The sequence below is a fragment of the Flavobacterium beibuense genome (assembly GCF_004151245.1).
GTDB classification, from domain to species: Bacteria; Bacteroidota; Bacteroidia; order Flavobacteriales; family Flavobacteriaceae; genus Flavobacterium; species Flavobacterium beibuense_A.
This window is the reverse complement of the sequence record NZ_JUIW01000001.1, coordinates 226012-252994: the sequence shown is the minus strand read 5'-3', so window position 1 is coordinate 252994 and position 26983 is coordinate 226012. Positions and strand designations below refer to the sequence as shown.

20 protein-coding genes are annotated in these 26983 nt (G+C 37.3%); 6 read left to right on the top strand and 14 right to left on the bottom strand.

All coding sequences use genetic code 11. The annotated features are described in order from the left end of the window. The first annotated feature begins 55 nt into the window (after positions 1 to 55). Positions 56 to 2920 carry a fibronectin type III domain-containing protein gene (locus tag NU09_RS01215; RefSeq protein WP_129749423.1) on the top strand — a complete coding sequence of 955 codons (2865 nt, stop codon included), beginning with the start codon at positions 56 to 58 and terminating at the stop codon, positions 2918 to 2920. An 80-nt stretch (positions 2921 to 3000) separates the two neighbouring features. Here NU09_RS01215 and NU09_RS01210 read toward each other — a convergent pair whose 3' ends face one another. The 4 genes from NU09_RS01210 to NU09_RS01195 form a co-directional block, all read right to left on the bottom strand. Then, positions 3001 to 3888 (bottom strand): bifunctional 5,10-methylenetetrahydrofolate dehydrogenase/5,10-methenyltetrahydrofolate cyclohydrolase, encoded by an 888-nt coding sequence (locus tag NU09_RS01210; protein WP_129749422.1) that lies wholly within the window; start codon positions 3886 to 3888, stop codon positions 3001 to 3003. 58 nt (positions 3889 to 3946) lie between these two features. Further along, complete coding sequence (gene ffh, locus NU09_RS01205) at positions 3947 to 5287, bottom strand: signal recognition particle protein (RefSeq protein WP_129749421.1); 1341 nt, start codon at positions 5285 to 5287, stop codon at positions 3947 to 3949. Between the two features lie 394 nt (positions 5288 to 5681). Beyond that, positions 5682 to 6149, bottom strand: a complete 468-nt coding sequence (locus NU09_RS01200; protein ID WP_129749420.1) for a hypothetical protein — start codon at positions 6147 to 6149, stop codon at positions 5682 to 5684. Between the two features lie 65 nt (positions 6150 to 6214). Next, positions 6215 to 6892 carry a hypothetical protein gene (locus tag NU09_RS01195; protein WP_129749419.1) on the bottom strand — a complete coding sequence of 226 codons (678 nt, stop codon included), beginning with the start codon at positions 6890 to 6892 and terminating at the stop codon, positions 6215 to 6217. A gap of 102 nt (positions 6893 to 6994) precedes the next feature. On the opposite strand from NU09_RS01195, the gene NU09_RS01190 reads away from it, so the two are divergent. From NU09_RS01190 to NU09_RS01180, 3 genes are all read left to right on the top strand, one after another. After that, the gene (locus NU09_RS01190) at positions 6995 to 7516 is read left to right on the top strand and encodes an RNA polymerase sigma factor (protein WP_129749418.1); all 522 of its coding nucleotides are present in this window, start codon (positions 6995 to 6997) and stop codon (positions 7514 to 7516) included. A gap of 48 nt (positions 7517 to 7564) precedes the next feature. Beyond that, the gene (locus tag NU09_RS01185) at positions 7565 to 8485 is read left to right on the top strand and encodes a FecR family protein (RefSeq protein ID WP_129749417.1); all 921 of its coding nucleotides are present in this window, start codon (positions 7565 to 7567) and stop codon (positions 8483 to 8485) included. 83 nt (positions 8486 to 8568) lie between these two features. Continuing rightward, positions 8569 to 11022: a TonB-dependent receptor plug domain-containing protein gene (locus NU09_RS01180; RefSeq protein WP_165357632.1), complete on the top strand. Its 2454-nt coding sequence runs from the start codon at positions 8569 to 8571 to the stop codon at positions 11020 to 11022. 49 nt (positions 11023 to 11071) lie between these two features. Here the strand turns inward: NU09_RS01180 and NU09_RS01175 are convergent, their stop codons facing one another. From NU09_RS01175 to argS, 5 genes are all read right to left on the bottom strand, one after another. Beyond that, entirely contained in the window at positions 11072 to 12469 is a 1398-nt protein-coding gene (locus NU09_RS01175) for a peptide-N-glycosidase F-related protein (RefSeq protein ID WP_165357631.1), read from the bottom strand. 89 nt (positions 12470 to 12558) lie between these two features. Next, positions 12559 to 14226 (bottom strand): MBOAT family O-acyltransferase, encoded by a 1668-nt coding sequence (locus NU09_RS01170; RefSeq protein ID WP_207209741.1) that lies wholly within the window; start codon positions 14224 to 14226, stop codon positions 12559 to 12561. Then, complete coding sequence (locus NU09_RS01165) at positions 14226 to 15638, bottom strand: LysM peptidoglycan-binding domain-containing protein (RefSeq protein ID WP_129749414.1); 1413 nt, start codon at positions 15636 to 15638, stop codon at positions 14226 to 14228. The genes NU09_RS01170 and NU09_RS01165 overlap by 1 nt, the downstream gene beginning before the upstream one ends. After that, on the bottom strand, positions 15631 to 17109 hold the full coding sequence (locus NU09_RS01160) for a hypothetical protein (protein WP_129749413.1): 1479 nt from the start codon (positions 17107 to 17109) through the stop codon (positions 15631 to 15633). The genes NU09_RS01165 and NU09_RS01160 overlap by 8 nt, the downstream gene beginning before the upstream one ends. Positions 17110 to 17125: 16 nt before the next feature. Then, entirely contained in the window at positions 17126 to 19228 is a 2103-nt protein-coding gene (argS, locus tag NU09_RS17270; RefSeq protein WP_129749412.1) for an arginine--tRNA ligase, read from the bottom strand. Between the two features lie 356 nt (positions 19229 to 19584). Between argS and NU09_RS01150 the strand changes: the two genes are divergently transcribed. Next, the gene (locus NU09_RS01150; RefSeq protein WP_129749411.1) at positions 19585 to 21984 is read left to right on the top strand and encodes a TonB-dependent receptor domain-containing protein; all 2400 of its coding nucleotides are present in this window, start codon (positions 19585 to 19587) and stop codon (positions 21982 to 21984) included. Positions 21985 to 22065: 81 nt separating this feature from the next. Here the strand turns inward: NU09_RS01150 and NU09_RS01145 are convergent, their stop codons facing one another. The 3 genes from NU09_RS01145 to NU09_RS01135 form a co-directional block, all read right to left on the bottom strand. Next, the gene (locus NU09_RS01145; protein WP_129749410.1) at positions 22066 to 22587 is read right to left on the bottom strand and encodes a murein L,D-transpeptidase family protein; all 522 of its coding nucleotides are present in this window, start codon (positions 22585 to 22587) and stop codon (positions 22066 to 22068) included. Continuing rightward, positions 22588 to 23601, bottom strand: a complete 1014-nt coding sequence (locus NU09_RS01140) for a 3-oxoacyl-ACP synthase III family protein (protein ID WP_129749409.1) — start codon at positions 23599 to 23601, stop codon at positions 22588 to 22590. 127 nt (positions 23602 to 23728) lie between these two features. Beyond that, complete coding sequence (locus tag NU09_RS01135) at positions 23729 to 24688, bottom strand: ABC transporter ATP-binding protein (RefSeq protein ID WP_129749408.1); 960 nt, start codon at positions 24686 to 24688, stop codon at positions 23729 to 23731. 304 nt (positions 24689 to 24992) lie between these two features. Here NU09_RS01135 and NU09_RS01130 point away from each other — a divergent pair, with 304 nt between their 5' ends. Beyond that, the gene (locus NU09_RS01130; RefSeq protein WP_129749407.1) at positions 24993 to 25604 is read left to right on the top strand and encodes a hypothetical protein; all 612 of its coding nucleotides are present in this window, start codon (positions 24993 to 24995) and stop codon (positions 25602 to 25604) included. A gap of 58 nt (positions 25605 to 25662) precedes the next feature. Here NU09_RS01130 and NU09_RS01125 read toward each other — a convergent pair whose 3' ends face one another. Beyond that, positions 25663 to 26355 (bottom strand): OmpA family protein, encoded by a 693-nt coding sequence (locus NU09_RS01125; protein ID WP_129749406.1) that lies wholly within the window; start codon positions 26353 to 26355, stop codon positions 25663 to 25665. A gap of 25 nt (positions 26356 to 26380) precedes the next feature. Further along, positions 26381 to 26830: a lipocalin family protein gene (locus NU09_RS01120; protein WP_129749405.1), complete on the bottom strand. Its 450-nt coding sequence runs from the start codon at positions 26828 to 26830 to the stop codon at positions 26381 to 26383. Positions 26831 to 26983: the final 153 nt, after the last annotated feature.

The following is a 26983-nucleotide window of genomic DNA, read 5'->3' as shown; positions in this document are numbered from 1 at the left end:
TTAGGCGGCAGGGAAATTTCAAACTACAAACTATTAACTATTACAAAAATTGATCATGAAAAAAATTATTCTTTTGATTCCTTTTTTGTTGCTTGGAGTACTTACAACAAATGCACAATGTAATGCACCTACCAATGCAGCAGTAACAGAAATCACGTCTAACAGCGCCTTACTTAGTTGGGATGCCGTTTCAACAGGTAGCGAAGTACAGTTTTACCAAACCTCTTTTGTTGAAGGCACAGCAGAAGCTATTGATGGTGCTACTACAGTTACAACAAGCCTAGCAAGCTATTATCCGCTATTACCGGGCACTACTTATACTGCTTATGTAAAGTCATTTTGTTCAGGTGTATGGAGCGACTGGACTACCGGGGTGACCTTTACTACCACATCGTGTCCGGCTGTACAGCCTCCATACACTTTGGATTTTGAAACTGTAACAGCAAGTTTATTGCCTGAATGTACAACATCTGTAGCTCCTTCAACTCCTCATTGGAAAACCGTTACAAATCCAGGATTTGGTTTTGAAAGCGGCACACTAAAGTACATACCAAGCAATGCTATAGCCAACAGCTTTTTATTTACACAAGGTATAGCGCTTGAAGCCGGAACGAATTATAAAATATCATTTAGGTATGGTAATAACAGTACCGAGACCACTGAAAGCATTATACTTACTTATGGGCTTTCACCTACTGCTGAAGATGCAATGCCATTATATGCAGCAACCATAGATGATGCCATACCGCACACACATGACCACTTCTTTACTGTAGAAGAAACCGGCACATATTATATAGGTTTCCGTGCTGTAAGCGAAGCAAATCAGGGCGAACTGTATGTCGATGATTTTTCAATACAGCAAACTGTTTGTGGCACTCCTGAAAATGCTATGGCTAGTGCTGTTACTTATAGCAGCGCAACAATAACATGGGAAGAAGCAACAGAAGGAAATATCTCATCTACAGGGTACTATTTTGGATACTCTACCACAAACACCCCGCCTGACTCTCCAGAAACTATTACAGAGTTATCTCAGGACCTTAGCGAACTGGAAGCCAATACAACATATTATGCTTTTGTAAAAAATGTGTGTGGCGATATAAACAGCGAATGGGAAGTTATTGAATTTACTACTCCTTGTGTACCGGTAGCCCTGCCATATACAATAGATTTTGAATCGGTAGATGCTCCGGATTTCCCGGAATGTACAGCAGCCTTCAACTTAGGAACAGGAAACAACTGGACTACAACAAACACCCCTGGTAATGGCTTTGAGACTAATACACTAGTGTATAATACCGCTACTGAAGCTGCCAATGCAGTATTTGTTACTGCACCGGTAGAATTAGAAGCTGCAACTTATTACAAAGTAAGTTTTAGATACAGAAATAATAGTGATACCACAACTGAAAGCTTCAATCTTAAATTTGGCACTTCACCTGATCCTGAAACATGGACCGGCACATTAATGAGTGTAACCGGAATTAATGATGGTGAAGAGCATCAGTTTGTATCACCTCCTTTCAGTCCGGCTGCTGGTGTATATTATTTTGGTATCCAGGCTACTAGCGACGCTTCACAAGGCAGCTTATACATCGATGATATAACAATCACAACATGGAATTGTGAACTGCCGGAAAATCCAAATATTACTGCATTATCATCAGATAGCGCTACTATAGAGTGGTCGCCTGCTGAGGGAGGCACCGCTATAGGGTACTTTTATACTTATGGAACGAGTAGTACTCCATCTGAAGAAGATATGGCAATGACAAACGAACTTAACGTAACTTTTGATGAGCTTGATGCAGACACTACTTACTATGTGTTTCTAAGAACATTATGCGGTCCTGTAGTAGGTGAATGGACTCCTGCAATGGTATTTACCACTCCATGTACAGAAACAGCAACTGTTCCTTACTCACAGGATTTTGAATCTGCTACAGCACCTGCTATACCTGCATGTAATTCATTAGCAACAAACAGCAGTAATATGTGGAGCACTGCAAACAATCCGGGAAGCGGCTTTGAAACCAATACACTACAATATACAGGTACTGAAGCTAACGCTGACTCATGGTATTTTACTCAGGGAATAGAACTTACAGCAGGCACTCGTTATAAGGTAGAGTATACTTACGGTAACGACAGCAGTGAATTTACAGAAACTCTTAAAGTTACTTTAAGTACGAACCCAGACCCTGTTACAGCATCGCAAGGAGGTGTATTAGGAAATCACTCTGTTACTGCTGCTACACCGGCTACAAATGAAGTAAACTATATTACGGTTCAGGAAGACGGAGTATACTACATTGGTTTCAACGCACAAAGCGAAGGCGGACAGGGAAGTATCTATGTAGACAACTTTAGCATTGAAGAAAGCTCATGTGGTGTACCTGCAAATTTACAGGTATCTGATATTACAGACTCATCAGCTACACTAACTTGGGAAGGCACTACAGAGGGTAATTCAGACCCCAACGTTTACCAATATGCAATAGGTAATACCGAAACTCCTCCGGCAGAAGGTACTCAGGAAGGAAACTTTACGACCAATTTTAGTGAACTTGAACCTGAAACCACATACTATGCTTTTGTAAGAACACAGTGCGGGCCAATATGGAGCGACTGGGTAATGGTAAGTTTTACTACCGAAGAAGAGTTAGGCATTTACGAGAATAACTTTAAAGGTTTTGCCTATTACCCTAACCCAACAAAAAACAACATAACTGTAAGCAATACTAATATAATTGATACTGTAGAAGTATATAATATTACAGGACAACTTGTATTACAACAAAACATAAATGCAGAACAGGCAGAAATAAACATGAACGATCTTTCGGCAGGTGCTTATTTCCTAACTGTGCATTCCGGTAATAATTCTAAGCAGATAAAAGTGCTTAAAATTGACTAATGATAGTTTTTTTCCGTAAGCAAAAAGGCTGCTAATATTATTAGCAGCCTTTTTATTTTATATAAAATACTATTTCCTTATTATTGGCCTCTTAAAGCCCTTTGTTCTCTTGCAAGTAATGTATTTTTAAGAAGCATTGCAATTGTCATAGGACCCACGCCACCCGGAACCGGAGTAATGTAAGATGCTTTTTTGCTAACATTAGCAAAGTCTACATCTCCTGTAATCTTATAACCTTTCTCGTTAGTTTCATCCGGCACACGGGTAATACCCACGTCAATAATAACCGCATCGTCTTTTACCATCTCTGCTTTAAGATAGTTAGGCACACCTAAAGCTGTAATAATAATATCTGCCTGTGTAGTAATCTGACTGATGTTTTTGGTATGGCTGTGTGTTAGTGTTACTGTAGAGTTACCAGGGAAACCTTTACGTCCCATAAGAATACTCATTGGCCTTCCCACAATGTGACTACGACCTATAACTACAGTATGCTTACCTGCCGTTTGTACATTATAACGCTCTAAAAGCTCAAGAATACCAAATGGAGTAGCCGGAATAAAAGTAGTCATATCCAAAGCCATTTTACCAAAGTTCTCAGGGTGGAAACCGTCCACATCCTTACTTGGGTCTATAGCCATAAGTACTTTCTGGTCGTCAATCTGTTCCGGTAAAGGAAGCTGAACTATAAAGCCATCTATATTATCATCCTGATTAAGCTCTTCAATTTTCTTTAAAAGCTCAGTTTCAGAAATAGTGCTTGGCAGCTTAATAAGTGTAGACTCAAACCCAATGCGCTCGCATGCTTTTACTTTACTACCTACGTAAGTAAGGCTTGCTCCGTCATTACCAACAATAACCGCTGCAAGGTGAGGTACTTTTTCACCATTGTCCTTCATTTTTTTTACCTCAGCGGCAATTTCATTCTTAATGTCTTCAGAAACTTTTTTCCCGTCTAATAACTGCATGTTATATCTATTAATTATTATTAAAAAAGACGCGGTTACCCGCGCCTCTACAGTTTTCTTATGGCCTCATGCCTTTCATTCCGCCCATCATTCGCATCATGTTTTTTCCTGCACCACCCTGCATCATCTTCATCATTTTGCTCATCTGGTCAAACTGCTTAAGCAGTTGGTTAACCTGTTGTATGGACGTACCCGAACCTTTTGCAATCCTGTTCTTTCTTTTAGCATCAAGAACAGAAGGTTTGCTTCTTTCGCCCGGGGTCATAGAATGTATAATAGCTTCGATATGCTTAAAGGCATCATCTTCAATCTCCACATCTTTAAGTGCTTTACCTGCACCGGGTATCATACCTATAAGGTCTTTCATGTTACCCATTTTCTTTACCTGTTGTATTTGAGAAAGGAAATCGTCAAAACCAAATTCGTTTTTAGCGATTTTCTTCTGAAGCTTTCTTGCCTCTTCCTCATCATACTGCTCCTGTGCCCTTTCTACTAACGACACAACGTCTCCCATACCAAGAATACGGTCGGCCATACGTGAAGGATAGAAAACATCAATCGCTTCCATCTTCTCACCAGTACCTATAAACTTGATTGGCTTGTTAACTACCGATTTGATTGAAATAGCGGCACCACCACGGGTATCACCATCCAGCTTGGTTAGTATAACACCGTCAAAGTTTAACCTGTCGTTAAAAGCCTTAGCAGTATTTACAGCATCCTGACCAGTCATGGAGTCAACAACAAACAGTGTTTCATGCGGCTCTATAGCCTTGTGAACATTTGCTATCTCGTTCATCATCTCCTCATCTACAGCAAGACGACCGGCAGTATCGACAATTACAACATTAAATCCGTTTGCTTTAGCATGCTTAATAGCATTTTGAGCAATTTCAACCGGATTTTTATTTCCTTCTTCAGAGTATACCTCTACACCTATTTGCTCACCTACTACATGAAGCTGGTTTATAGCCGCAGGACGGTAAATATCACACGCTACAAGTAAAGGTTTCTTATTCTTTTTAGTTTTAAGGAAATTGGCAAGTTTACCTGAGAAAGTGGTTTTACCCGAACCCTGTAAACCTGACATTAATATTATTGACGGATTACCTGAAAGGTTTACTCCTGCTACATCGCCACCCATTAATTCGGTAAGCTCATCTTTAACAAGCTTAACCATTAATTGGCCCGGTTGTAGTGTAGTCAATACATTTTCACCAATAGCTTTTTCCTTAACCTTGGTAGTAAAATCTTTAGCTATCTTAAAGTTAACGTCGGCATCAAGTAATGCCCTTCTCACTTCTTTTAGGGTATCTGCTACGTTTACTTCTGTAATCTTTCCGTGCCCTTTTAAGATATGAAAGGCTTTATCTAATTTATCACTTAAATTATCAAACATAATTTACGGTTCTGTTTTATGAGGTGCAAATTTAAGAATTTGATTTTGAAGTTACAGATTTACAGGCATAAAAAAACCGGTCTTTATGAGAAACCGGTTTTCTTGAGGAAAAAACTTGAATATTAAAAAAAACACAAACTTTACGATTAATTTATTGCATCTGTTAATCGGTTTGATAGTAAAACAGTTATATTGATTTATACCCTACCCTGTTTTCTAACATTTTTCATAAAAAAAACCAGTCTGTAAAAGACTGGTTTTTTAATCGATAAACGTAAGCTTTAGATCTTCATAGCAATTCAAAAATTTTTAGCTTCTTGTTTATCCAAGAAATAAGTAGTTTTCTTTTTCATCTATTGTTATTCCTTTACAAATATTGCAAAAGGAAATTGTTTTAATTGTTGTTAACAAATACCAAAGTATCTGTTCCTCCGTTACCCCCACTTACATCTATAAGACTAATAGTTGTAGCAGTAACCTCCACAATATGCCAGTCATCTGTAAGATCGGCAAAATCTGCTGGTGAGGCAAATGCAATATTAAAATCTACATCACCGCTTGGGTTATCATCATTACTGTCGTCATCATTAGTAACCGACCATGTTCCGGTGTAAGTAGCATCTCCGTTTGTTGCAGTAAGTACGCCACCACTTCCAAAAGTAAAATTATATCCTGTAAAATGGTTCGTCTCATCGTTACCTGAATCTACATAAGAAGATACCTTCCATGAGCCGGACTGTGCCATACTAATAATTTCAGACAAATCATTGTTTACAGATGAGTTGTCATCATCAGAACTACATGCTGCTGCAAACAATATCAAAGTGCATGCCAACATTAATTTAAGAACGTGTTTTTTCATAATTAGTAGTTTAAGTTAGTAATTGAATGTTTTTAATAAAAATATCAAATTATTTACCATAATTATCAATCACACTCATAAAACATACTTAAAGTACTTAGCAATTCATTATTATTATTACAGCTCACTTCCTCACCACCGGGTTTAACCACAACAACAGGATAAGCAATAGCCGAAAGAACATTTACATTAAGATTATTCAAAAAACCATAAAATTCCATATCATCATCCATCACCTGTACATCGGCCACCTGAAAAACCGTGTCGTAGATATTTACCGACAACGGATAAACAAAACGCAAACACTTTAAGCCTGTAGAAGCAGTATTAACACAATCTGAAGCTAAATCCCAATCTTCCTGTGTCAAAATTTCGCTTTCGGTATAGTCTGCATAAACAACAGTTGCAGGCAATTCAACCTGCACCATGTCTACATCCTGTTGTGATTCGTTGAAAATATCATCAACCGAAATAAAATCAGAAATCTCGGCAATGTGCAATTCCTGCCCGTTAACCAGAACATTTACAGGAAGCTTTACCGAAAAACAATCAGTACTGTCAATTATATTATCTGCCCATACCGGATTTTGTGTTAACTGCAGCATTTTATCTACCAATTGCGAACCTGAAATAAGATTCTCGGTATCATCCTGCAAAACAACATTTTCCTCACTTTGACAGGAAAACAGAAATAATGTTATGAGAATAAAAAAAATATATATTTTTGCTTTGTCGAGCTTCATAAATGTTATTACCGTTTTCGGATAGTAAAACAGTTAAAGGAGAAAATTCCCTACCTGGTTTGCTTTTTTTTTATAATTTCACAAAGACATTGTACTCCGAAAATGAAAAACAACTCCAATAACAATATCTGCGAAGAACTTCTGTTCTCAAACTTCTTTAAGACCCACGTCAAAACACTGAAAAACTATCTGTTTTACAAATTTGGGAATGAAGAGCAGGCAGAAGACGTAACCCAGGAAGCTTTTATAAAGCTTTGGGAAAACTGCGCCAATGTACCGGTTGAGAAAGCCAAATCTTTTATATACACCGTTGCTAATAATACTACCTTAAACCAGATAGCACACCAGAAAGTTGTTTTGGAATATGCAAAAAAGCATAACGGACCTACCTCTTCATCAGAGAGTCCTGAATTTGTAATGGAAGAAGACCAGTTTAAAGCAAAGCTGCAAAATGCCATTGCAAAACTGTCGGAGGCACAAAGAACAGCATTCCTTCTTCACCGTATAGACGGAAAGAAATATTATGAAATTGCCGAAATGTTAGACATAAGCGTTAAGGCCGTGGAAAAAAGAATTCACGGTGCCTTGGTTGAGCTTAGAAAAGAAATTGACAATTTTAGGTAGGGTATTTTGAATAATAACTGTTTACAAAGCAAAGAAACGAACAAAACAATGAAAGACGATAATAAATTAGCGAAGTGGCTTGCCGGAGAGATGGATGAAAAGGAGCTAAGGGAATTTGAATCATTGCCGAAATTTGAAACTTACAAAAAGATAGCCCAATACTCTGCTCAGCTGGAAGCACCCGAGACAGATGCAGACGCTATTTACAACAATATAAAAGCAAAAAGAAATAACAAAACTGCACAAACAAAAGTTATACGCCTGCACAGGCCATGGCTGGTTCGCATTGCCGCAGTTTTAATAATAGCACTTTGTGTTACTTTCTTTTACAACACAAACCATGCTACCACCCAAATAGCGGCAGCTGGTGAAAAAACAGAATTTTTACTTCCTGATAACTCTGAAGTTGTACTTAATTCAGACTCTGAAGCTGAATACAAATCATGGAACTGGAACAAAAAGCGTAGTGTTGAGCTTAAAGGCGAAGCCTTTTTTAAAGTTGCAAAAGGAAAAACCTTTGATGTAAACACCCCACTTGGAACTGTTACTGTAGTAGGTACACAGTTTAATGTAAAAGCCAGAGACAATCGTTTTGATGTTACCTGCTTTGAAGGTAAGGTTAAAGTTATTTATAAAACAGAGGAAGTATTCCTTACTCCAGGCGAAAGTGTTACCTTTGAGGAAGGAGAGGAAATTGAAATCCCTGAAACTAAAGCTGCTCAGCCAGGATGGATTAACAACGAGATTACATTTACAGCCGAAAAACCTGAAAACGTAATTAAGGAGATCGAAAGGCATTTTGCAGTTTCAATTCAGCTGGATAAAAATGTATCCTTTTCCGCTAAAAGCAAATTTGAAGGTACCCTGCCTATGAATGACCTTGAAACAACACTTAGCTTTTTCACAGAAAAGTATCATTTAAAAGCTGAAAAAACAGGTAAGGGCACCGTTATTTTATCGGCAGAATGATATTAAAACAAAAGCTGTTTTTTTTCTTTACATTATTTTTTTTTTTCGTCCGGGCAGCCTACTCTCAGGACACTGAAAAGCTTTTGCCTTTAAAAACCATATTGGTACAGATTGAGGAACAACACAATGTAAAGTTCAGCTACCTCAATGAGGATGTATCTCCAATAAAGATTGTACCACCTGAAAGCAAAAAAAACTTAGCTGAAAAAATCTCCTATATAAAGACAGAAACAGGTCTTAGCTTTAAACAGGCGGGTAATTACATAAGTATATATAAACCTATAAGTGAAGAGTTTATTTGCGGATATGTTCTGGATGAAAATCAGGTTCCTGTTGAAGGCGCACTTATTAAGTACGTTAATGGCAGCCAGGAAGAAATTACCGACTCCAAAGGATATTTTAAAATTATCAGGAACAACAATGATTATTTAGAGATTTCACACGCCTCTTATAACCCTATTACATTTACAGCGAAGAGTTTTAAAGATGACTGCCGTAACATTATACTGCAAATTATCTTTGACACTACATTACCTGAAATAGTTGCCGATCGTTACCTTACAACCGGTATCTCTAAAAAGAAAGACGGAAGTTTTGTTATAGAACCCAAAAAGTTTGGTATACTACCGGGACTTATCGAACCCGATGTACTGCAAACCATGCAACAGTTACCCGGCATAAGTAGTGTAGACGAAACAGTAAGCAACATCAATGTAAGGGGCGGTACACACGACCAAAACCTGTTTTTATGGAACGGCATAAGGCTTTTTCAAACAGGTCATTTTTTTGGTTTAATTTCCGGTTTTAACCCTAACCTGCCCCATCAGATAAAAATCTTTAAGAATGGTACCTCTGCTTTTTACGGCGAAAGTGTTTCCAGCGTTGTGGATATTTCTTCCCGTTCAAAAAATATAGATGAGAGCAGTTTCGGTATAGGCTCTAACATGATTAACATCGATTTTTATTCGGTATTGAAGTTATCCGAAAAATCAGGCCTTGAACTGTCTGCCAGACGTTCTTTTACCGATTTTATAGAATTGCCCTCCTACAGTAAATACTCTAAACGGATTTTCCAGAACACAGTAGTTACTGAGCTTAACAACAGTAATGATGTAAATTATAAAAGTGATAAGGAATTCTATTTTTACGACTTTACAGGACAGTATCATTTAAAGACAAGTGATAAAAGCGAATTATTTATCGATTTTATAGGTATTAAAAACAATCTTGATTTTACACAAGGAACCATTACACAAACACAGGTTGTTGTTACCAGCAGTAGCCTTAACCAGTTAACACTGGGTGGATCTGCAACATGGAAATCACAATGGAATGAAACAAACCAAGGAGAAGTAACCCTCTACAGTTCATATTATCACGTTGACGGGAATAACGAAGCACTGCTTAACAATCAGGTTGTAGAGCAGGAAAACAACATTTCAGATACAGGCTTAAGACTTTCTAACAGCACTGTTTTAAGGCCGGAGCTGACGCTTAATACCGGCTACCAGTTTAACGAATTAGGCATAAGAAATATCGATAAGGTAAACTCACCTGATTTTTATAAAGACACTAAAAATGTTTTAAGAACTCATGCAGCTATAGCTGAAGCAGAATACAACCCCGAAGATCAGAATTTTTACGCCAAAGCAGGACTTAGGGCCAACTATTTTGGAGGACTTTCCGCTTTTTTGCTGGAGCCAAGGTTACAGTTTAATTACACCATTAACAACACATGGAAGCTTGAAGCCTTGGGAGAAATTAAGAGTCAGGCAACCTCACAAATAGCTGAAGTACAGCAGGACTTTTTAGGCATAGAAAAAAGACGCTGGATAATGGCAAACGGAGAAGATATCCCTATACAGAAAAGCCGACAAATATCTGCCGGGATATACTATAAAAACAACAGCTGGCAGGTTTCCCTGGAAAATTTCTATAAAAAAGTTAGAGGTATAACTACTCCTGAACAAGGTTTTCAAAACCAGCTTGAGTTCACCAATTTAACCGGAAACTACAGGGTTTTTGGTACCGAATTTTTAGTTCAGAAACAATTTCACGGATTCTATGCCTGGTTTAGCTATACCTGGAATAACAACAAATATGACTTTAAAGATTTTGACCCTTCAAAGTTCCCTAACAATCTTGAAGTTAAGCACTCCATAAACTGTGCAGCAACCTACGAATGGAAAAAACTGAAATTTGCATTAGGGGCAAAATGGCATACAGGACGACCTGAAACTGTCCCTGTAAGTAACGACCCCGTATATACAACCCCTGGATATCCTGAAATTAGTTATTCTTATCCTAATTCATCGAATATAGAGAACTTTTTTGAGGTTAATTTCTCTACCATGTATTCATTAGAAGTAAAAAATGCAGGGACTTTACAAATGGGTGTATCAATATTAAACATTCTTAACCGAAAAAACATTCTTAACCGCTACTACAGAATAAATAATGACACCGACCTAATTGAGGTTGTAAACACATACTCTGTAGAACGTATACCGAACGCCATGATAAGGCTCAAGTTCTAAATAAAAAAGCCCACTTAAGTGGGCTTTTAAAAACTATCATTTAATCAATTTAGTTCTTTATAAGTTTTTGAGTCGCTGTCCTATTGTCATCAAACTTTACATTTACAATATAAACACCGCTTTGAAGCTGAGACAAGTTAACTTTTTCGCTTGAACCTGAATAAACAATCTGTCCAAGTGTATTTACCACAGTAACATTTCTTATGCTGCTACCATCTACAGTTTGTATTTCGGCAATATCAACAACCGGATTAGGAAATAATGTAAATGCAGTTGTATTAAAATCCTCGACTCCTAAAGTTTGCGAGAAGCCCTGAAGATAAACAGACATAGGGAAGTATCCCTGTCCTCCGGCAAACTGAGCATCCGGAACATCAATTTTAAACGAGTGCTCACCTGCCTCTAGGTTTCCTAAATCAATTACCCTTATAGGAATTTTATCACCCGGGCACCAGTTATTCCATGACCATGCTGCGTTAGTATCAGGTCTTGGAGGAGATGGGTTTTGTGAACAGTCATAATATATACAGCTAGGCTGTGTATTATAGTTAAAGAAAGGCACACAAGATACACCTCCCGGTTTATAAGTAAACACCTGCTCATCATCAAGATAAACATAATGCTGTCTTCTGATATATTCTTCTCCTCCTGAATTTGATCCGTGATTAGACGTTATAAGATAAAATTTGGCGTTAGGCACATCTTGGTCTAATGTAAAATTAATTGTCCTTACTGTTTCGCCTATCACATCCGTTCCGTCTAAAGTGTAGTTTTTAAGTTCATACTTAAATGAAAGCGGAATAAATGTATTATCATCTCCGTTTGTTATTAATGGATCTTCTGTGGAAATAAACTCAAGGCTACCCTGATAAACATCGTTTCTGTTTGCACATCCTGCTATTTCAACAGCGGCTCCACCCTGACCGGGACCACCCTGATAACCATAAACCTCAAGCTCAACCCATAAGTCGAATTCTGATGTTATGTTCTCATCATGAAATATCTGAGTTATATTATCAATTTGCCACTCATAAGGTACTTCCTGAACAGAAGTATTGTTTTTATTCATAAAAGGAGTTATGAAACGACCAAGCTCTATTCTTTGTACTTCATTATATACATAAGTAGTTTGTCCCTTAGGCACAAAAGCAAGGTTAACATTCCCTATCCTGTCATAATTATCACAAAGCGGATTAAGGGTAACTCTCATAGTAAGCCTGTTACCAAAAGAAGCAAGTTGTTCCTCTGTAAGCATTTTACCATATGAAGAGTTGCTATTTCTTATAGCGTCTGCAGGTACCGGTTCGTCTACGGTAGCTTCATACATACCGTAATACACCGCCTGGTTAAACACTTGTAAAGTGTAAGGTTCTTCCTGGGCAGTCAAAGTAAGACTGCTAAAGAAAGTAAGGCATAAAAAGGTTAAAAATGGTAGTTTTTTTCTCATAATTCTTAGTAAAGCTAGTGTTAAAACGCGAAATTTAATAAATTTTTTGCATTAAAACCTAACTAACTTAACGTTAGAATGAAAAATATTTAGAACTGGAAGTAAATAAACGGTTGTGGCCCTGCTGAGGCTGCCGCATAAACCAACCAGTAAACCAGTCCTAACAGTATACCTTTGAAAATCAACGGAGTTTTATAAAACGCCTGTTTCATAAACTCAGTAAATTTCTCAGGAAGGAAATGCCAAACATAACCCACTAACATTAAGGCAAATACATTTTTATATCCAAGTATAATAGTTTGCCATTCTTCAGGATTAAATCTTACATCACTTATATTTTTAATTACATCGAGTGCAGTGGTAAAGTCTTTAGCCCTGAAGAAAATCCAGCAAAATGCTACGAAATGAAATGTTAGCACTACCGAAAATATTTTCCATAAGGCAGAACCAAAATTTAGTTTTACATTCTTTTTATCAGGGAAAAATTCCTGAAAAAGCTTATGCACAGCAAGTCCCATACCATGTAGCGCTCCCCAAATGATAAACCTGAGACTGGCACCATGCCATAAGCCACCCAACAACATTGTCGTCATAAGGTTTGCGTTGGTATACATTGTCTTCTCCTTATTCTTAGAAAGCACAAATGTAAGTATGAACAGTAAAGTAGACCCTAAACCTATTACAAAAGGAATATAGCTTGTGGGTCCATAGGTTACACCCCATATTATAAGCCCGAAGAAAAATAGCGACGGGAAAAGAAAACCGGCAATAGAACCGTACCTGTTACCCCCTACCGAGATATATAAAAAGTCCTTTAACCAGGTAGAAAGCGATATGTGCCATCTTCTCCAAAACTCGGTTATTGAACCCGATTTATAAGGAGTCCTGAAGTTAGGTGGTAACTCAAAACCTAATAACAATGCTATACCTATAGCCATATCGGAATAACCGGAGAAATCACAATAGATCTGAATAGTATACCCATAAGAAGCCATCAGGTTCTCAAAAGCCGTATAGCTGTTAGGCGAATCAAAAACACGGTCTACGAAGTTTATTGAAATGTAATCTGAAATTACTGTCTTTTTTATAAGTCCGCCAATAATAAGAAACAGACCATAGTTAACCTCTTCCTTGGTTACATTTAGTTTCTCATAAATCTTAGGGATAAAATCCTTAGCTCTTACAATAGGTCCCGCGACTAATTGCGGAAAAAATGAAACGAAGAAAAGATAATCCGGAAAACTCTTGGCCGGGGTAATCTCTTTTCTGTAAATCTCAATTGTATAACTTATAGACTGGAACGTATAAAACGATATACCTACCGGTAGTATAATATCATGAAAAGAGTATGTTCCGCCAAACAAATCGTTGTAATTACCTATTAGGAAATTTGTATATTTAAAATAGCCCAAAAAGGTTAGGTTAACCACAACACTAAACCATACATAAAGCTTTCTCTTTAGGGCATTGGTCTCCCTATATAAAAAGTAACTAAGAGTATAATCAAGCACCGAAGTAAACAACAGCAGCAAAAAATACTTACCGCTTGACTGCTGGTAGAAATACAGCGAAAAACAGATAACATAGAATATCCTTAAGTGAAAAGTTTTCCTTAAAAGAATATATATGGCATAAAAAACAATAAACAGCTTTAAGAACCTTCCCGAATTGAAAAGTAAAGGCTCATTTGGGTTATATGCAAACCAACCCAATACATCCTGCCACGATAAGTGCGGAATTAAATCTGAAAACTGCATTATTGCCTGTTTAATTTAAAATTATTGTATGCATTTAAAAATGCTTCTGTAAACTGTTCTCCCTGCTGTTTATAGCCTTCCCTTGAATAGTGTATCCTGTCGGAAGACATCAATCCTTTCTTAGCGTTTTCATTTACACTAAAAAGCCCGCCTAAAACAGCAAACATATTCCAGGTTGCATAACCCTTTTCTGTTTCCTGTATCAGAATATTTCTTGTATAATCCCCAACAAATGTATTAGGATATTTCTTTTTGAATAGTGATGGCGGCGGCGTAGTAATAATTACGCATGCATATGGATTTTCTGCCTTTACACTATCAATAAACATATTAAGCTGGGCAATGTATTCTGTAGCTGTAAGCTTATCAAACGACTCGTTAGTGCCTAGGGACACAATCACCAAATCAGGATTCAAAGCCGGTAACTGCTCAAAAAACATAGGGTATTTATTATAGTCAGAACATTTTGCCCCATTAACACCAATTGTGTGGTACAATATACCAGGAGCATCCTTTTCTAATATTACCCCATTTAGGTTATAAAGCTTTTCCTGCTTGTTAGGCAACAGGTATATTTTAGACAATCGCTCACTGCTGTAATAGTAGCTGCTAAGACTGTCTTTTTGCAAATCCAGCGGAATGAATTCCGAACGCTGAACCTCTTTCTTAACCTTCTCTCCCGTAGGAATTTTCAAGGTTTTCCCTGCCCTGATATTATTGGAGCGTAAACCATTATATTTTTTTATTTCCGATACTGATGTATTGTACTTTTCAGCAATTATGGAAAGTGCTTCCCCGCTTTTTATCTTATGGACTATAACTTTAGGCTCTGTCGATTCTAATGTTATTGTTTTTGAGCTTGTAGCCACATCAAACAAAGACGAATTATGCGGAGTTACAATTTTTATGGTATTAAAATAATCGGAAGTGTCACGCACTTCAAGACCAAGCACAAAATTTTCGGCTGTGGTAAGCCCTATTGCACTCAAACCTACTTCTGTACCATCGGGAGTATAGATATTCCTCCTGCTTTCCCATGAAGCATTAGAAGTAAATTTTACCTTATAACCTCCGTTTGTTTTTGCCAGATTGTAAGGAAACGAAAACCCGGCGCCCGCATTACCATATTTAGCCTGAAGCTCTTCCCTCACCTTTCCTGAAAACAAGTCGGCCTGAATATGGGAGTCTCCTATATGCACTATATTGATATGCCCCTTTTTTTGCTGCTCCAGTTTAAAAAGTTTTTCAAACACCGGATCAAGCACCGAAGTGTTTGTGATAATATTATCTGAAATGATAATTGTGCTGTCTATCACAACACTATCCATATCAACTTCCACAGAGTCAACCTGAGCAGACGCATTGGCATAAAATGCCAGACAACACAACATCCCTAATACCTTTTTAATCATTTAGCGAATCTTTATGAAGTATTACGGAATCATTTTCAGTTTCCGGCTCTTCCGGATCATTTATTTCAACCGGCTTACTTTTAGCCCTGAGTTTTTTATATTGCTCATAGCCATTTATAACCTGGGTATAAATCAGGTCGGCTACTTTTTTAGCTCCCTTATAATTAAAGTGCGTATAGTCTTTATTTGCCATTGCAGGTACCTCTTCAACCCATTTTACCATAGAGCCGTCGCCTCCCATAAGTGTATAAAGGTTTACATAAGCAGCTTCAGATTGTATTGAGAATCTTTTTTGAGCCTGTGCTAAAGGTACTACTGCAGAATCGGTTTTCATTTCAAGGTCATATTTGGTGGACTTATCAGCAGTTGAAATTACTAAAATAGCAACTCCCGGAAAACATTCCCTTAAATGATTAATCACTCTTGTCATGCCCCTTTCATACCACTTATAATTGTATGAGCCATAGTTAAGCACATTGGTACCATAATGCAGCACAATAAGATCGTAACCCAGCTTATCATTAAAAGCTTTCATCAGGTTAGTATTGAACATGGAAATAGGTAAGCCGGAATTACCTCTGTTAGAGAAGTTATCTACATGAACACCCCTCCCATTATCGAAGTTAACTCCGTAAAAAGGAATTGAATCGGCTTTAATAAAGTCTGCCTTAAGTGTTTTAAGATCACCGGAAGAAAGTAAAAGGGTATTTAACCTTTTTGTCGGATTAAGCTTTTTAACTATAGTATCTTTTCCGTTTATCACTGCAACACTTGCCTCATTATTACCACTTTGCCCATAGAAAAGTGTAGGACTGTTAAGTTTAGACATGTGCTTTAAGCCACCTGCCTTATACTTAATCCATACCGGATTTACCGTATCATGCTTTACAAAAAACACATGGCCGTTAACACCAAAAGGCCTTAAAGGATTTTTTACATTTAAGTAGGATTGTGTTTTCCAGTTACCTGAAAACTGATGTACTACAGAAGATCTTGATGCGGCAGACTCAGAGGTTATGTTTACAAAACCTACGCCTTCTCCCCCAAATTTCTCCTGAAGGTTAGACCTGAAATCCTGCACGATCATATCACCATCGGTCATGGAGTCGCCAAAGTAAGCTATCCTAACCTTACCTTCACCAGTGGTTTCCAGCTCATATAATTTTTGAAACAAAGGCACCAAGTGCTGATATCCCTTATACTGCTCAAAAGTTTCTGTTGGAAACTGCACACCATACTTTTTCTCAAAAACAATATCCTCTTCGGTAATCGTATCAGTTTCCACAGTTATGGTGTCGGTAGCCTCAATTGCTTCGAGCAAAAGGCTGTCTACCACAACATTTTTACTTACTGTAGTTGATTCGGTGAAAATCTTTTTTGGCAAAACCTGTTTAAAGCCAATAAATGCTGCTATTGACAGTACGACAATAGCAAACGACTGAAAGAAATAAGGTTTTTTATTATGGCTCACAAAAACTGGCTGTTTATTACATTCTCTCCGGCACACCTATACCTAACATAGCGAAAGCAGATTTTATTGTTTCGCCTACTTTTTTGGATAGCTGTATCCTGAATATTTTTTCGTTTTCAATTTCCGACCCCAATACCGGTACACTTTGATAGAAAGAGTTATACTCCCTTACCAGTTCATAAGTATAATTGGCAATAAGTGCAGGGCTATGACTGTTAGCAGCATTTTGTATCACCTCAGGATACTCTGCTATAATCTTAAGCAATTCTTTCTCTTTTTCATGCAGGGCAATATCAGCATTTGATAGAGATTTAGAGAAATCAAAATCAGCTTTACGGATAAGCGACTGTATCCTTGCATAAGTATATTGTATAAACGGACCTGTATTACCTGCAAAGTCAACCGACTCTTCCGGATTAAACAGTATACGTTTTTTAGGGTCTACCTTAAGTATATAATATTTTAAAGCCCCAAGGCCTATAGTTCTGTACAGCTCTGCTTTTTCTCCGTCAGAATAGCCTTCAAGTTTACCAAGTTCTTCAGATATCTGCTTAGCTGTTGAAGTCATTTCACTCATTAAATCATCAGCATCCACTACAGTCCCTTCACGGCTCTTCATTTTTCCTGACGGAAGATCTACCATACCATAAGAAAGGTGATACAGGTTCTCTGCCCAGTCAAAACCAAGTTTTTTAAGGATAAGGAAAAGTACTTTAAAATGGTAATCCTGTTCGTTACCTACAGTATAAACCATACCGCCCACATCCGGATAATCTTTTACACGCTGTATGGCAGTACCTATATCCTGGGTAATGTAAACCGATGTACCGTCTGCACGAAGCACCAATTTTTCATCAAGGCCGTCTTCGGTCAGGTCAATCCATACAGAGCCATCTTCTTTTTTAAAGAAAATACCCCTGGCAAGCCCCTCTTCAACTACGTCTTTACCTAATAAATAGGTATTGCTTTCATAATAATAGCTATCAAAATTAACTCCCAGATTGTTGTATGTAGTTGCAAAACCTGCATACACCCATTGGTTCATTTCTTTCCATAATGCAATTACCTCAGCATCTCCTGCTTCCCATTTACGAAGCATTTCTTTAGCTTCCTGCATTACTACAGTACTGTTACGGGCAGCATCATTAATTTCAGAAATCAGATTATCAATTTTATCTTCTAAAGAAATAATCGGTTTTAATAAAGCATCTACTTCTTTAAAAGGTTTAGATTTCAAAAGGTCATCCTGAGCATTTTTTCTGAATCCTGAAAAAGTTTTTGAAATAGTACCTCCCTGAGAAAGAGTTTCTGTAATTTCAGAAGCCAATTCCTTATCAAAAGCTTCTATTTTTTGAATATCCAACTGTGCGATTTTTTCATCACGCATAGCTGTAAACTTTTTAATCTCTTCATTAAAACCGCTCAGCTTTTCACTATTAGCTGTCTTATCTTGTGAGAAATCTCCATTTATAAATGCCTCAAAAATTGGCTTGGCCTGCTTCCTAAGTTCATTCTCAAACTCAACATAAAAATTACCAACCAGCTTATCCCCTTTTAAGCCTGTGCTTTCCGGAGTTTGCCCGTTGCCAAATTTTTGCCATGCCAGCATTGACTTACAGATATGTATACCTCTATCGTTAATAACCTGAGTTTTGTATACTTTTTTACCTGAAGCTTTTATAATTTCCGCCACAGAGTATCCTAATAAGTTATTACGCACATGCCCTAAGTGAAGCGGCTTGTTTGTATTAGGTGAAGAATACTCTACCATTACAGCCTTATCGCCCGGTTCAGGAGATAAAAGACCAAAGTTTTCGTTTTCTTTTATACCGTTAAAGAAACTGATGTAGTAAGCATCAGAAATTACAATATTTAAAAATCCGGACACTACATTAAACCCGTCTACAATTTCAGAATTCTCTACAAGGTACTGCCCTATTCTATTTCCTAATTCTACCGGATTGCTTTTTATAATTTTAAGCAACGGAAAAATAACCATGGTAATATCGCCTTCAAACTCCCTGCGTGTTGCCTGTAGTTCAACCTTTTCAGGGGTTACACTAAACAGTTCGTTTACCGCTTTTTCGATATGGGAAGTAAGTATTTGTGATAATGCCATTTTTATATTGATTTTAAGCCTGCAAAGATAAATTATTTGCCCGAGAGGCAGAAAGGAAAATTCTTAAAATAATTACAGCAGTTATATTTTGAATCCTGTCGTGTTAACCCCCTTCAATTGTCTGTTTTGCAACACCTTATTTACAATTTAAAAAACTAGTTTTACACTCATAATAAAGCTGTTAGGGCGGGCATGAAAAAAAATTTAAAAAAACCTGTAACATTTTATGCCCGGTTATGTCTTATGTATAACAAGGCGGGATAAAAAATTTAAAATGCCTTGTCGGTTTTAGTGTATCGCCATTCATTTAAGGCTGTACACTTGCCGGTTCAATCATCAATCAATTAATCGAACAAATGAAAATCAAATTTCTTTTTGCGCTCCTGTTCGGGAGCCTGATTTCTGCGTATGCCCAAAACCCGGGAAGTATTACAGGAAAGGTAGTAGACAGTAAAACTAAAGAGAGCCTGCCTTATGTAAGTATAGTGGTTAAAAACGGCGACCAGGTTGTTACCGGAGGTATTACCGAAGATAACGGACTTTTTACAATTAAAAATCTCGAACTTAAAAAATATACTGTAGAAGTACAGTTTATGGGCTATACAACCCACAAAGAAAATATTACCCTTGGTGATGCTGCAAGATTTATCGACATGGGAATCATTCAGCTTACAGAATCGAACACTGTACTTGAGGAAGTAGAAATAGTAAAAGAAGTTTCTACCATAGAGCAAAAACTTGACCGTAAGGTTATTACTGTTGGCCGTGACCTTACTACAGCCGGGGGTACTGCTGCCGAGATCATGAACAACATACCAAGCGTAAATGTAGATCAGGACGGTAACATCTCCCTTAGAGGAAACCAGAATGTAAGGGTATTATTAGACGGAAGGCCAACCAATATAAGTCCGACACAGTTATTAAAACAGATACCATCTACCTCTATTAAAAAGATAGAACTTATTACTAATCCAAGTGCAAAGTACAATCCTGAAGGGATGTCCGGTATCATAAATATAATCCTGAACAAAAACACAAACGACGGATTTAATGGTAACCTAAGCTCGGGTATCACTTTTGGTAAAGTACCAAAGTTCAACAACTCTTTAGATATGAACTACCGTATGGGTAAAGTTAACTTCTTTGCAACCACAGGTAGTAACTTTGGCAAAAACTATAATTGGGGAAAAGTTGAGAGAAATACTCCAGATGTTAATTCTTTACAAGACATTGATGTAGTTAACGATAACGAAAATTACTTTGGTAAATTTGGTTTAGACTTTTATCTAGATGATAAAAACACCATTTCTGCCTATGTAAACCTGAACAACTTTTCTGCTGACACAAACATCAACATAGGCATAGACTATGCAGGTAGTGATTCTGAAGACACCACACAGGAGTCTGTATTTGACAGTGGTAACCATAACAACACTTACAACTTAGCCTACAAGCATAAGTTTGATAAAGACGGACATACCTTAGATTTTGAAGGTAACCTTAACGAGACAAAAGGATCTCAGGCAGGTATTTATGATATTGTAACAGGTAATGTACCCAGCAACTATATAGACAGAGTTGAAGATAACCGCACCAATACAACCATAAACCTTGACTATGTAAACCCGCTTAGCGAAAAGTCTACTTTAGAGCTTGGTGCAGAGTCCAGAATCATCCGTTCAGACAACGATTACAACACAACGAATTCGTTGATTACAAACCCGGTTTCAGACTATACTTACGATATGGATATCTATTCAGCCTATGCCACTTTCGGACAGAAATTCGAAAAAATAGGCTATCAGTTAGGTGCACGTTTTGAAAGTTATAAGGTACAGGCAAAATCAAATAGCGGCGGCGTAGCTTTTGACGACGATTATATTACAGTATACCCTTCGGCTTACCTAACTTATAACCTGAACCAAAAAAATATGTTCCAGGTAAGCTACACCCGTCGTGTAGACAGACCAAGCCTTGAACAGACTAAGCCTATTAGGGAATTTTCTACTCCACTTATTACATCATTAGGTAATCCGGAACTGGAGCCACAGTTCACTAACTCGGTAGAGCTTAATTATACTAAAGTATTTGAAAAAGGATCTTCAATTACTGCAGGTATATTCTACAGACTGATAAATGATGAGATTAGCAGGGTTTTATATCCGGATGAAACTACAGAAAACCCTAACGACCAGATCATGACGTTTGACAACTATAACAACAATAAGTCTTACGGATTTGAAGTTTCAGCAAACTATAAAATAGCAAAATGGATGGATATCCAGCCGGCTATCGATTTTTCAAGCATATCACAAAAAGGAGCTGTAAGCCAATCACAACCTGACGGAACCTATGAGTTTGTTATAAGGCAGATAGACGCCAATGCATTTAACGCAAGGCTTAATGCAAACTTCAGGGTTAACAAGCGACTAAGCTTTATCCTTTTCGGGTTCTACAGAGGCCCTGTAAACGGGGTACAAAACAATAGTAAGGAAATGTACAAAGTTGATTCTGGTGTTAGCTATAACCTGCTTGACAACCAACTTACATTTAACCTTCGCTTTAACGACATGTTCAAAACCATGCGCTATGCTTTTGACAGCCAATACCCATTTCCGCAAAGCGGAGAATTCCGTTGGGAGAGCCATACGGCATACTTTAGCCTTAACTACCGATTTGGAGGTGGTAAAAACAGGGCTATGCAGCGTAAATACCGCGATAATAACACTAAACAAAGTGGTGGCGGTATGTTCTAAAAATAAGAGAATTTAGTTTTTTTATACATTAGATTTAGTAGTTAGTAAAAAAGCCCGAAACATAGTTTCGGGCTTTTTGTTTTATGGCAGTATCTCTATTACCGCATTATGTTTTACTGCTTTATAAAGCTCATCTATTTCCTCATCGGTTACAGCTATACAGCCGGCTGTCCAGTCTTTCCATCTATGAAACTTACCTATATATCCGCGGTCATTTCTTAACCCGTGAATCTTAATCAGTCCGCCTGGTGCTTTGCCTTGCTTTTCAGCAAATTCCCTGTCGGCCTCATTAGGATAGGAAACACCTAAATTTTTATGATAATTACTATTGGCATTACGATCGTTAATGGTATAAACACCTTCGGGTGTTTTGTTATCCCCTTCAAACTGTTTATGTCCTAGAGGATTCTTACCTAAAGAAATTGTATAGGTTTTAAGAAGGCTTTCACCGCTGTAAGCCAGCATTTTCCTTTTAGATTTATACACTACAAGCTTGTCTACCTCACTACCTTTTGGCAATGCTTTTTCAGGAATAAAATAATATATCCCTAAAGCAACAGGAACAGCAAGTGCACTTAAGAGAATCATCTTCTTAAATTTCATTTACCATTTTATAATGGCACTACCCCATGTAAATCCGCTACCAAAAGCAGCAAGCACTACAGTATCTCCTGCTTTTATCTTACCATTTTCCCAAGCTTCAGTAAGTGCAATCGGCACAGAAGCGGCAGTTGTATTACCGTACTTCATAATATTGTTATATACCTGATCATCACTTAGACCAAACTTCTGTTGAATAAACTGAGAAATCCTAAGATTAGCCTGATGCGGTATCAGCATATCAATATCAGACACTTTAAGGTTATTTGCATTTAGGCCTTCCATAATAACTTCACTAAAGCGAACCACGGCATTTTTAAACACAAACTGTCCGTTCATGTAAGGGTAATAACTCTCATCATCAGGGTTATTCTCTGCAATAATATCGGTTACCCATCTTTTACCCATACCCGGGGCGATTAAAGCAAGCTCTTCTGCATACTGCCCTTCCGAATGAAGATGTGTGGAAAGTATACCTTTAGTAGTATCTTCTTCCCTTGTTAAAACTGCAGCACCGGCACCATCACCAAAAATAACCGAAACCCCGCGACCTCTTGTTGTCATATCAAGTCCGGTTGAATGAAGTTCAGAACCTATAATAAGTATGTTTTTGTACATACCTGTTTTTATAAACTGATCGGCTACAGAAAGTGCATATATAAATCCGGAACACTGGTTTCTTACATCAAGAGCCCCAACAGTCCTTTTCATACCTAAGTCTCTTTGCACAAGTACACCCGGCCCAGGAAAATAATAATCAGGGCTAAGTGTTGCAAATACTATAAAATCAATATCCTCTTTGTCAATACCTGCACGTTCAATAGCTATTTTAGCGGCTTTAACCCCCATAGTAGTGGTAGTATCACCATCTCCTTTTACTACATGCCTTCTCTCCTTTATACCGGTACGTTCCTGAATCCACTCATCATTGGTCTCAATAATTTTGGAAAGATCGTCATTTGTAACAACATTTTCCGGAACATAATAGCCTAAGCCTGAAATCTTTGAATGATACATAAATTGTTTGTTTTAATAAAAATGCAGATGTAAAAATAAACATTCCTTAAAAAGGAATTGAAAATAATTTGGTTTTTTGACAAAACTTAAGAATGCTAAACAACTGCTTTACAATATTTAAGACAGATTATCCAAAGGCGTTTCTATCAACCGTAAGGCTTACTTCTGTATTTACTGGTAATTCTTTATAATGTTCAAAAAATATTACCTGCCTGTTTAAGGCCGATTTAATAAGATATCGGTTACCCTTAAAATAGCATTGTTTAACAACAACTTTAAGCGGACCTTCTTCTGTTACTTTAAGCTGGTGCGGATAAATTAAAACTGTTTCGTCTTCCTTTTGTGTTAGTGTAAGCAGTTCCAGTTTTATCTGGTTAACTTCACCAAAAAGTGATGCTGTATACTTATCTGTGGGGTTATAATAAATTTCTTTAGAGGGTGCTTTACCTATCATCCTTCCCCCTTTTATCACTATAGTCTCATCAGCAAAAGAAAGTGCATCGGTACTATCGTGTGTGGCAACAATACAGGTAACTCCTTTTTGTTTGAGATAAGCAAAAAGGTTTCTCCTCAAAGCATTTTTCCTAAAGTTATCTATATGGCTAAAAGGCTCATCAAGAAGCAAGATCTCCGGTTCCAATGCCAATACTTTTGCGAGTGCTATACGTTGTTGTTGCCCTCCGCTAAGGTATTGTGCCTTTATATCGGCAAATTCGGTCATCTCTACAATTTCCAAAAGCTCGGCAATGCGTTCTTGTTTTTGTTCCGGATAAAAATTAGAAAGATAAGCCCCTACATTTTCAGCTGCAGTTATATAGGGCATCAAATCAAAATCCTGAGCCAGATATTTCATGTACGGCATTCCCGGGATAAGGTTAAACTTTGGTCCTAAAACAGGTTCTCCCTTATAGATTATCTCTCCCTCATCAAGATCAAACAGTCCATAAATAAGTTTAAGCAGAGTGCTTTTTCCGCAACCGCTTTCACCTATTACAGCTATATTCTGTCCTTTCTTAACAGTAAAATCCAGATTATGGATTATTTTTTTTTCGGTATATCCAAAAGAAATATTCTTTACAGCAAGCATTGAAAATTATAAATTTTTAATCCTGCAAAAGTAAAGGATTTACAGCAAAAAAGCCCTGTGCTTAAAAATAAATAAGGGCGCAATCTCAAAAGAGGAGAAAGCACCCTTATCAACCTAACCAATAAATAAACAAACTCGTTTGTGAGATATCATTTAGAATATTGAATCTCATAAATTCTTAAAAAAATCATAACATATGTTATATATACGTAAAAAGTGTAGTAGCGGTTTTAAGTTTTTACTGTTTTTTATTTTTTTTTTATTTCTTTACACAAACACACCTATCTAACCCAATTATTAAAACATGAAAAAAACCATCACACTTTGTATGCTGGCGCTCTCTTTTTGCGCTTTTTCTCAAAGTAAAAATGACCAGTTTTCCCTAGAAGGGGGCTATGGAGCGAGTATTCCTGTAGCAAGATTTTCTGATTTCAGACATTACGAATTTGCCTTCCGTTATATGGCAGATGAGCAATGGGGGTTTAAATTTGATTTCGGCTCAGATAAATTCAGAAAAAAAGATGTTCCCAACTATGGCTCTGATTATTTTAGGGTTTCGGCACAGGTTGTAAATAATCTTGCCCGCACCTTTAATCTGAAATATCACAGCGATACTAGCTTTAATCTTTTAGCACATGCCGGGCTTGGATATTCTAATATGAAATCGCAACGCTATCCGGGCCAGGATAATATTGGCCATATTATTTTTGGTATTACGCCTCAAATCAAAATTACTGATCGTATGGCTTTTTATCTTGACTCATCATTTATAATGAATTTCAGTCAGGATTTTGATTATAACGGCGCACGATACAGAAATGAAACCGATCCGCCTTCGGTAGGTAAGTTATTAAACCTTTCTGCAGGCCTTGTTTTCTACTTAGGAAAAAACCGAGGAGATTCCGACTGGAGATAAAATAAAAAAGGCTGCCAATAGGCAGCCTTTTTTATTTCTGTATATATAACTCAATTTATTATTGAGCCTGTTTTTTAGCATCTTCAACCATTTTTTCATTTGCAGTAATTGCAAACTCAACACGACGGTTTTTACTCATACCTTCTTTAGTATCATTTGAAGCAATAGGATCTGCCTCGCCACGACCAATTGTATTGATACGACCGGCACTTAAACCTTTACTAACCAGATATGTTTTTACTGAAGCAGCTCTCTGCTCAGATAATTTAAGGTTGTAATCATCGCTACCGCTACTGTCAGTATAACCAAAAATATCAATGTTAGTATCAGGATAGTCATTAAATACAGGAACAAGCTTATCAAGATTAGCTTTTGCTGTAGAAGTTAATGAAGATTTGTTAAGGTCAAAATTAACCGAGTTCTCACCCAGTGTAAGTTTAATACCTTCTCCTACCCTTTCAACTTCTGCACCCGGTAAAGCCTCATCAATCTCTCTTGCCTGTTTGTCCATACTGTTACCTATAAGACCTCCGGCAGTACCACCTACAACACCACCAATAATGGCACCCAGTGCAGTATTACCTCCTTTACCAACATTGTTACCTATAATACCACCGATAACCGCTCCCGAAGCAGCACCAATACCGGCACCTTTTTGTGTATTATTCATATTCTTTGTGGCTTCACACGATGTAAAACCTATACTGAAAATAAAGGCAAAAGCCAATAAATAAATTTTCGTCGTTTTCATAATCTTTATTTTTGTTTTATTGATATTACATTTTGTTAAACTGGTAAACAACATCTACATTCTTACCGCCAACATTTACATTGTCTACAAGTTGGAATGAACTTTCAGACTGGTTCATTACTTTAAGGAAATAACCCTGAGTTACTCTTTTCCCTTTTTCACCTTCGGTAATTTTTAGCGTAAATGATCCGTCTTTAGTTACCGACCATATAATAGGACTTGAAAAAGCAGGGCAACCTACTTTATTTAGGGTCATTTCGCCAGTGTTGTTGTTACTCACAAACTTCCATGAGCTTCCCACAAAGCATTGAGAGTCGGCAACATCAAAGGAAGTTACCTTAATATAGTCTGATCCCGGATAGGTAACGCTTGATATTGTCCAGTTTCCTTTAATACCAACCTGCGATTTTTGATGTAGCGAAGAGCATGAGGCTAAGGCAATTACACACATGCATAAAAACAATACTTTTTTCATAACTGCTATTTTAAGTTTTTAGGTTATATACTTATTTCGTTGAATAAAGTTAATCACATTTAGTGTTACCAAACAATAGCTACCACTGTTTTTTAACAGGAAATATCGGTTAATTTCACGTGAGATTTTTTTCACCTCTTACAAATCATTTAT

Excerpts from the sequence above, each read along its gene's own strand:
- NU09_RS01145 (WP_129749410.1), bottom strand. The coding sequence starts at position 22,587 with ATGAAATTTAAGAAGATGATTCTCTTAAGTGCACTTGCTGTTCCTGTT.
- NU09_RS01200 (WP_129749420.1), bottom strand. The coding sequence starts at position 6,149 with ATGAAAAAACACGTTCTTAAATTAATGTTGGCATGCACTTTGATATTG.
- NU09_RS01215 (WP_129749423.1), top strand. The coding sequence starts at position 56 with ATGAAAAAAATTATTCTTTTGATTCCTTTTTTGTTGCTTGGAGTACTT.
- NU09_RS01150 (WP_129749411.1), top strand. The coding sequence starts at position 19,585 with ATGAAAATCAAATTTCTTTTTGCGCTCCTGTTCGGGAGCCTGATTTCT.
- NU09_RS01170 (WP_207209741.1), bottom strand. The coding sequence starts at position 14,226 with ATGCAGTTTTCAGATTTAATTCCGCACTTATCGTGGCAGGATGTATTG.
- NU09_RS01190 (WP_129749418.1), top strand. The coding sequence starts at position 6,995 with ATGAAAAACAACTCCAATAACAATATCTGCGAAGAACTTCTGTTCTCA.
- ffh (WP_129749421.1), bottom strand. The coding sequence starts at position 5,287 with ATGTTTGATAATTTAAGTGATAAATTAGATAAAGCCTTTCATATCTTA.
- NU09_RS01195 (WP_129749419.1), bottom strand. The coding sequence starts at position 6,892 with ATGAAGCTCGACAAAGCAAAAATATATATTTTTTTTATTCTCATAACA.
- NU09_RS01175 (WP_165357631.1), bottom strand. The coding sequence starts at position 12,469 with ATGAGAAAAAAACTACCATTTTTAACCTTTTTATGCCTTACTTTCTTT.
- NU09_RS01210 (WP_129749422.1), bottom strand. The coding sequence starts at position 3,888 with ATGCAGTTATTAGACGGGAAAAAAGTTTCTGAAGACATTAAGAATGAA.
- NU09_RS01185 (WP_129749417.1), top strand. The coding sequence starts at position 7,565 with ATGAAAGACGATAATAAATTAGCGAAGTGGCTTGCCGGAGAGATGGAT.
- NU09_RS01165 (WP_129749414.1), bottom strand. The coding sequence starts at position 15,638 with ATGATTAAAAAGGTATTAGGGATGTTGTGTTGTCTGGCATTTTATGCC.
- NU09_RS01135 (WP_129749408.1), bottom strand. The coding sequence starts at position 24,688 with ATGCTTGCTGTAAAGAATATTTCTTTTGGATATACCGAAAAAAAAATA.
- NU09_RS01120 (WP_129749405.1), bottom strand. The coding sequence starts at position 26,830 with ATGAAAAAAGTATTGTTTTTATGCATGTGTGTAATTGCCTTAGCCTCA.
- NU09_RS01140 (WP_129749409.1), bottom strand. The coding sequence starts at position 23,601 with ATGTATCATTCAAAGATTTCAGGCTTAGGCTATTATGTTCCGGAAAAT.
- argS (WP_129749412.1), bottom strand. The coding sequence starts at position 19,228 with ATGGCATTATCACAAATACTTACTTCCCATATCGAAAAAGCGGTAAAC.
- NU09_RS01130 (WP_129749407.1), top strand. The coding sequence starts at position 24,993 with ATGAAAAAAACCATCACACTTTGTATGCTGGCGCTCTCTTTTTGCGCT.
- NU09_RS01125 (WP_129749406.1), bottom strand. The coding sequence starts at position 26,355 with ATGAAAACGACGAAAATTTATTTATTGGCTTTTGCCTTTATTTTCAGT.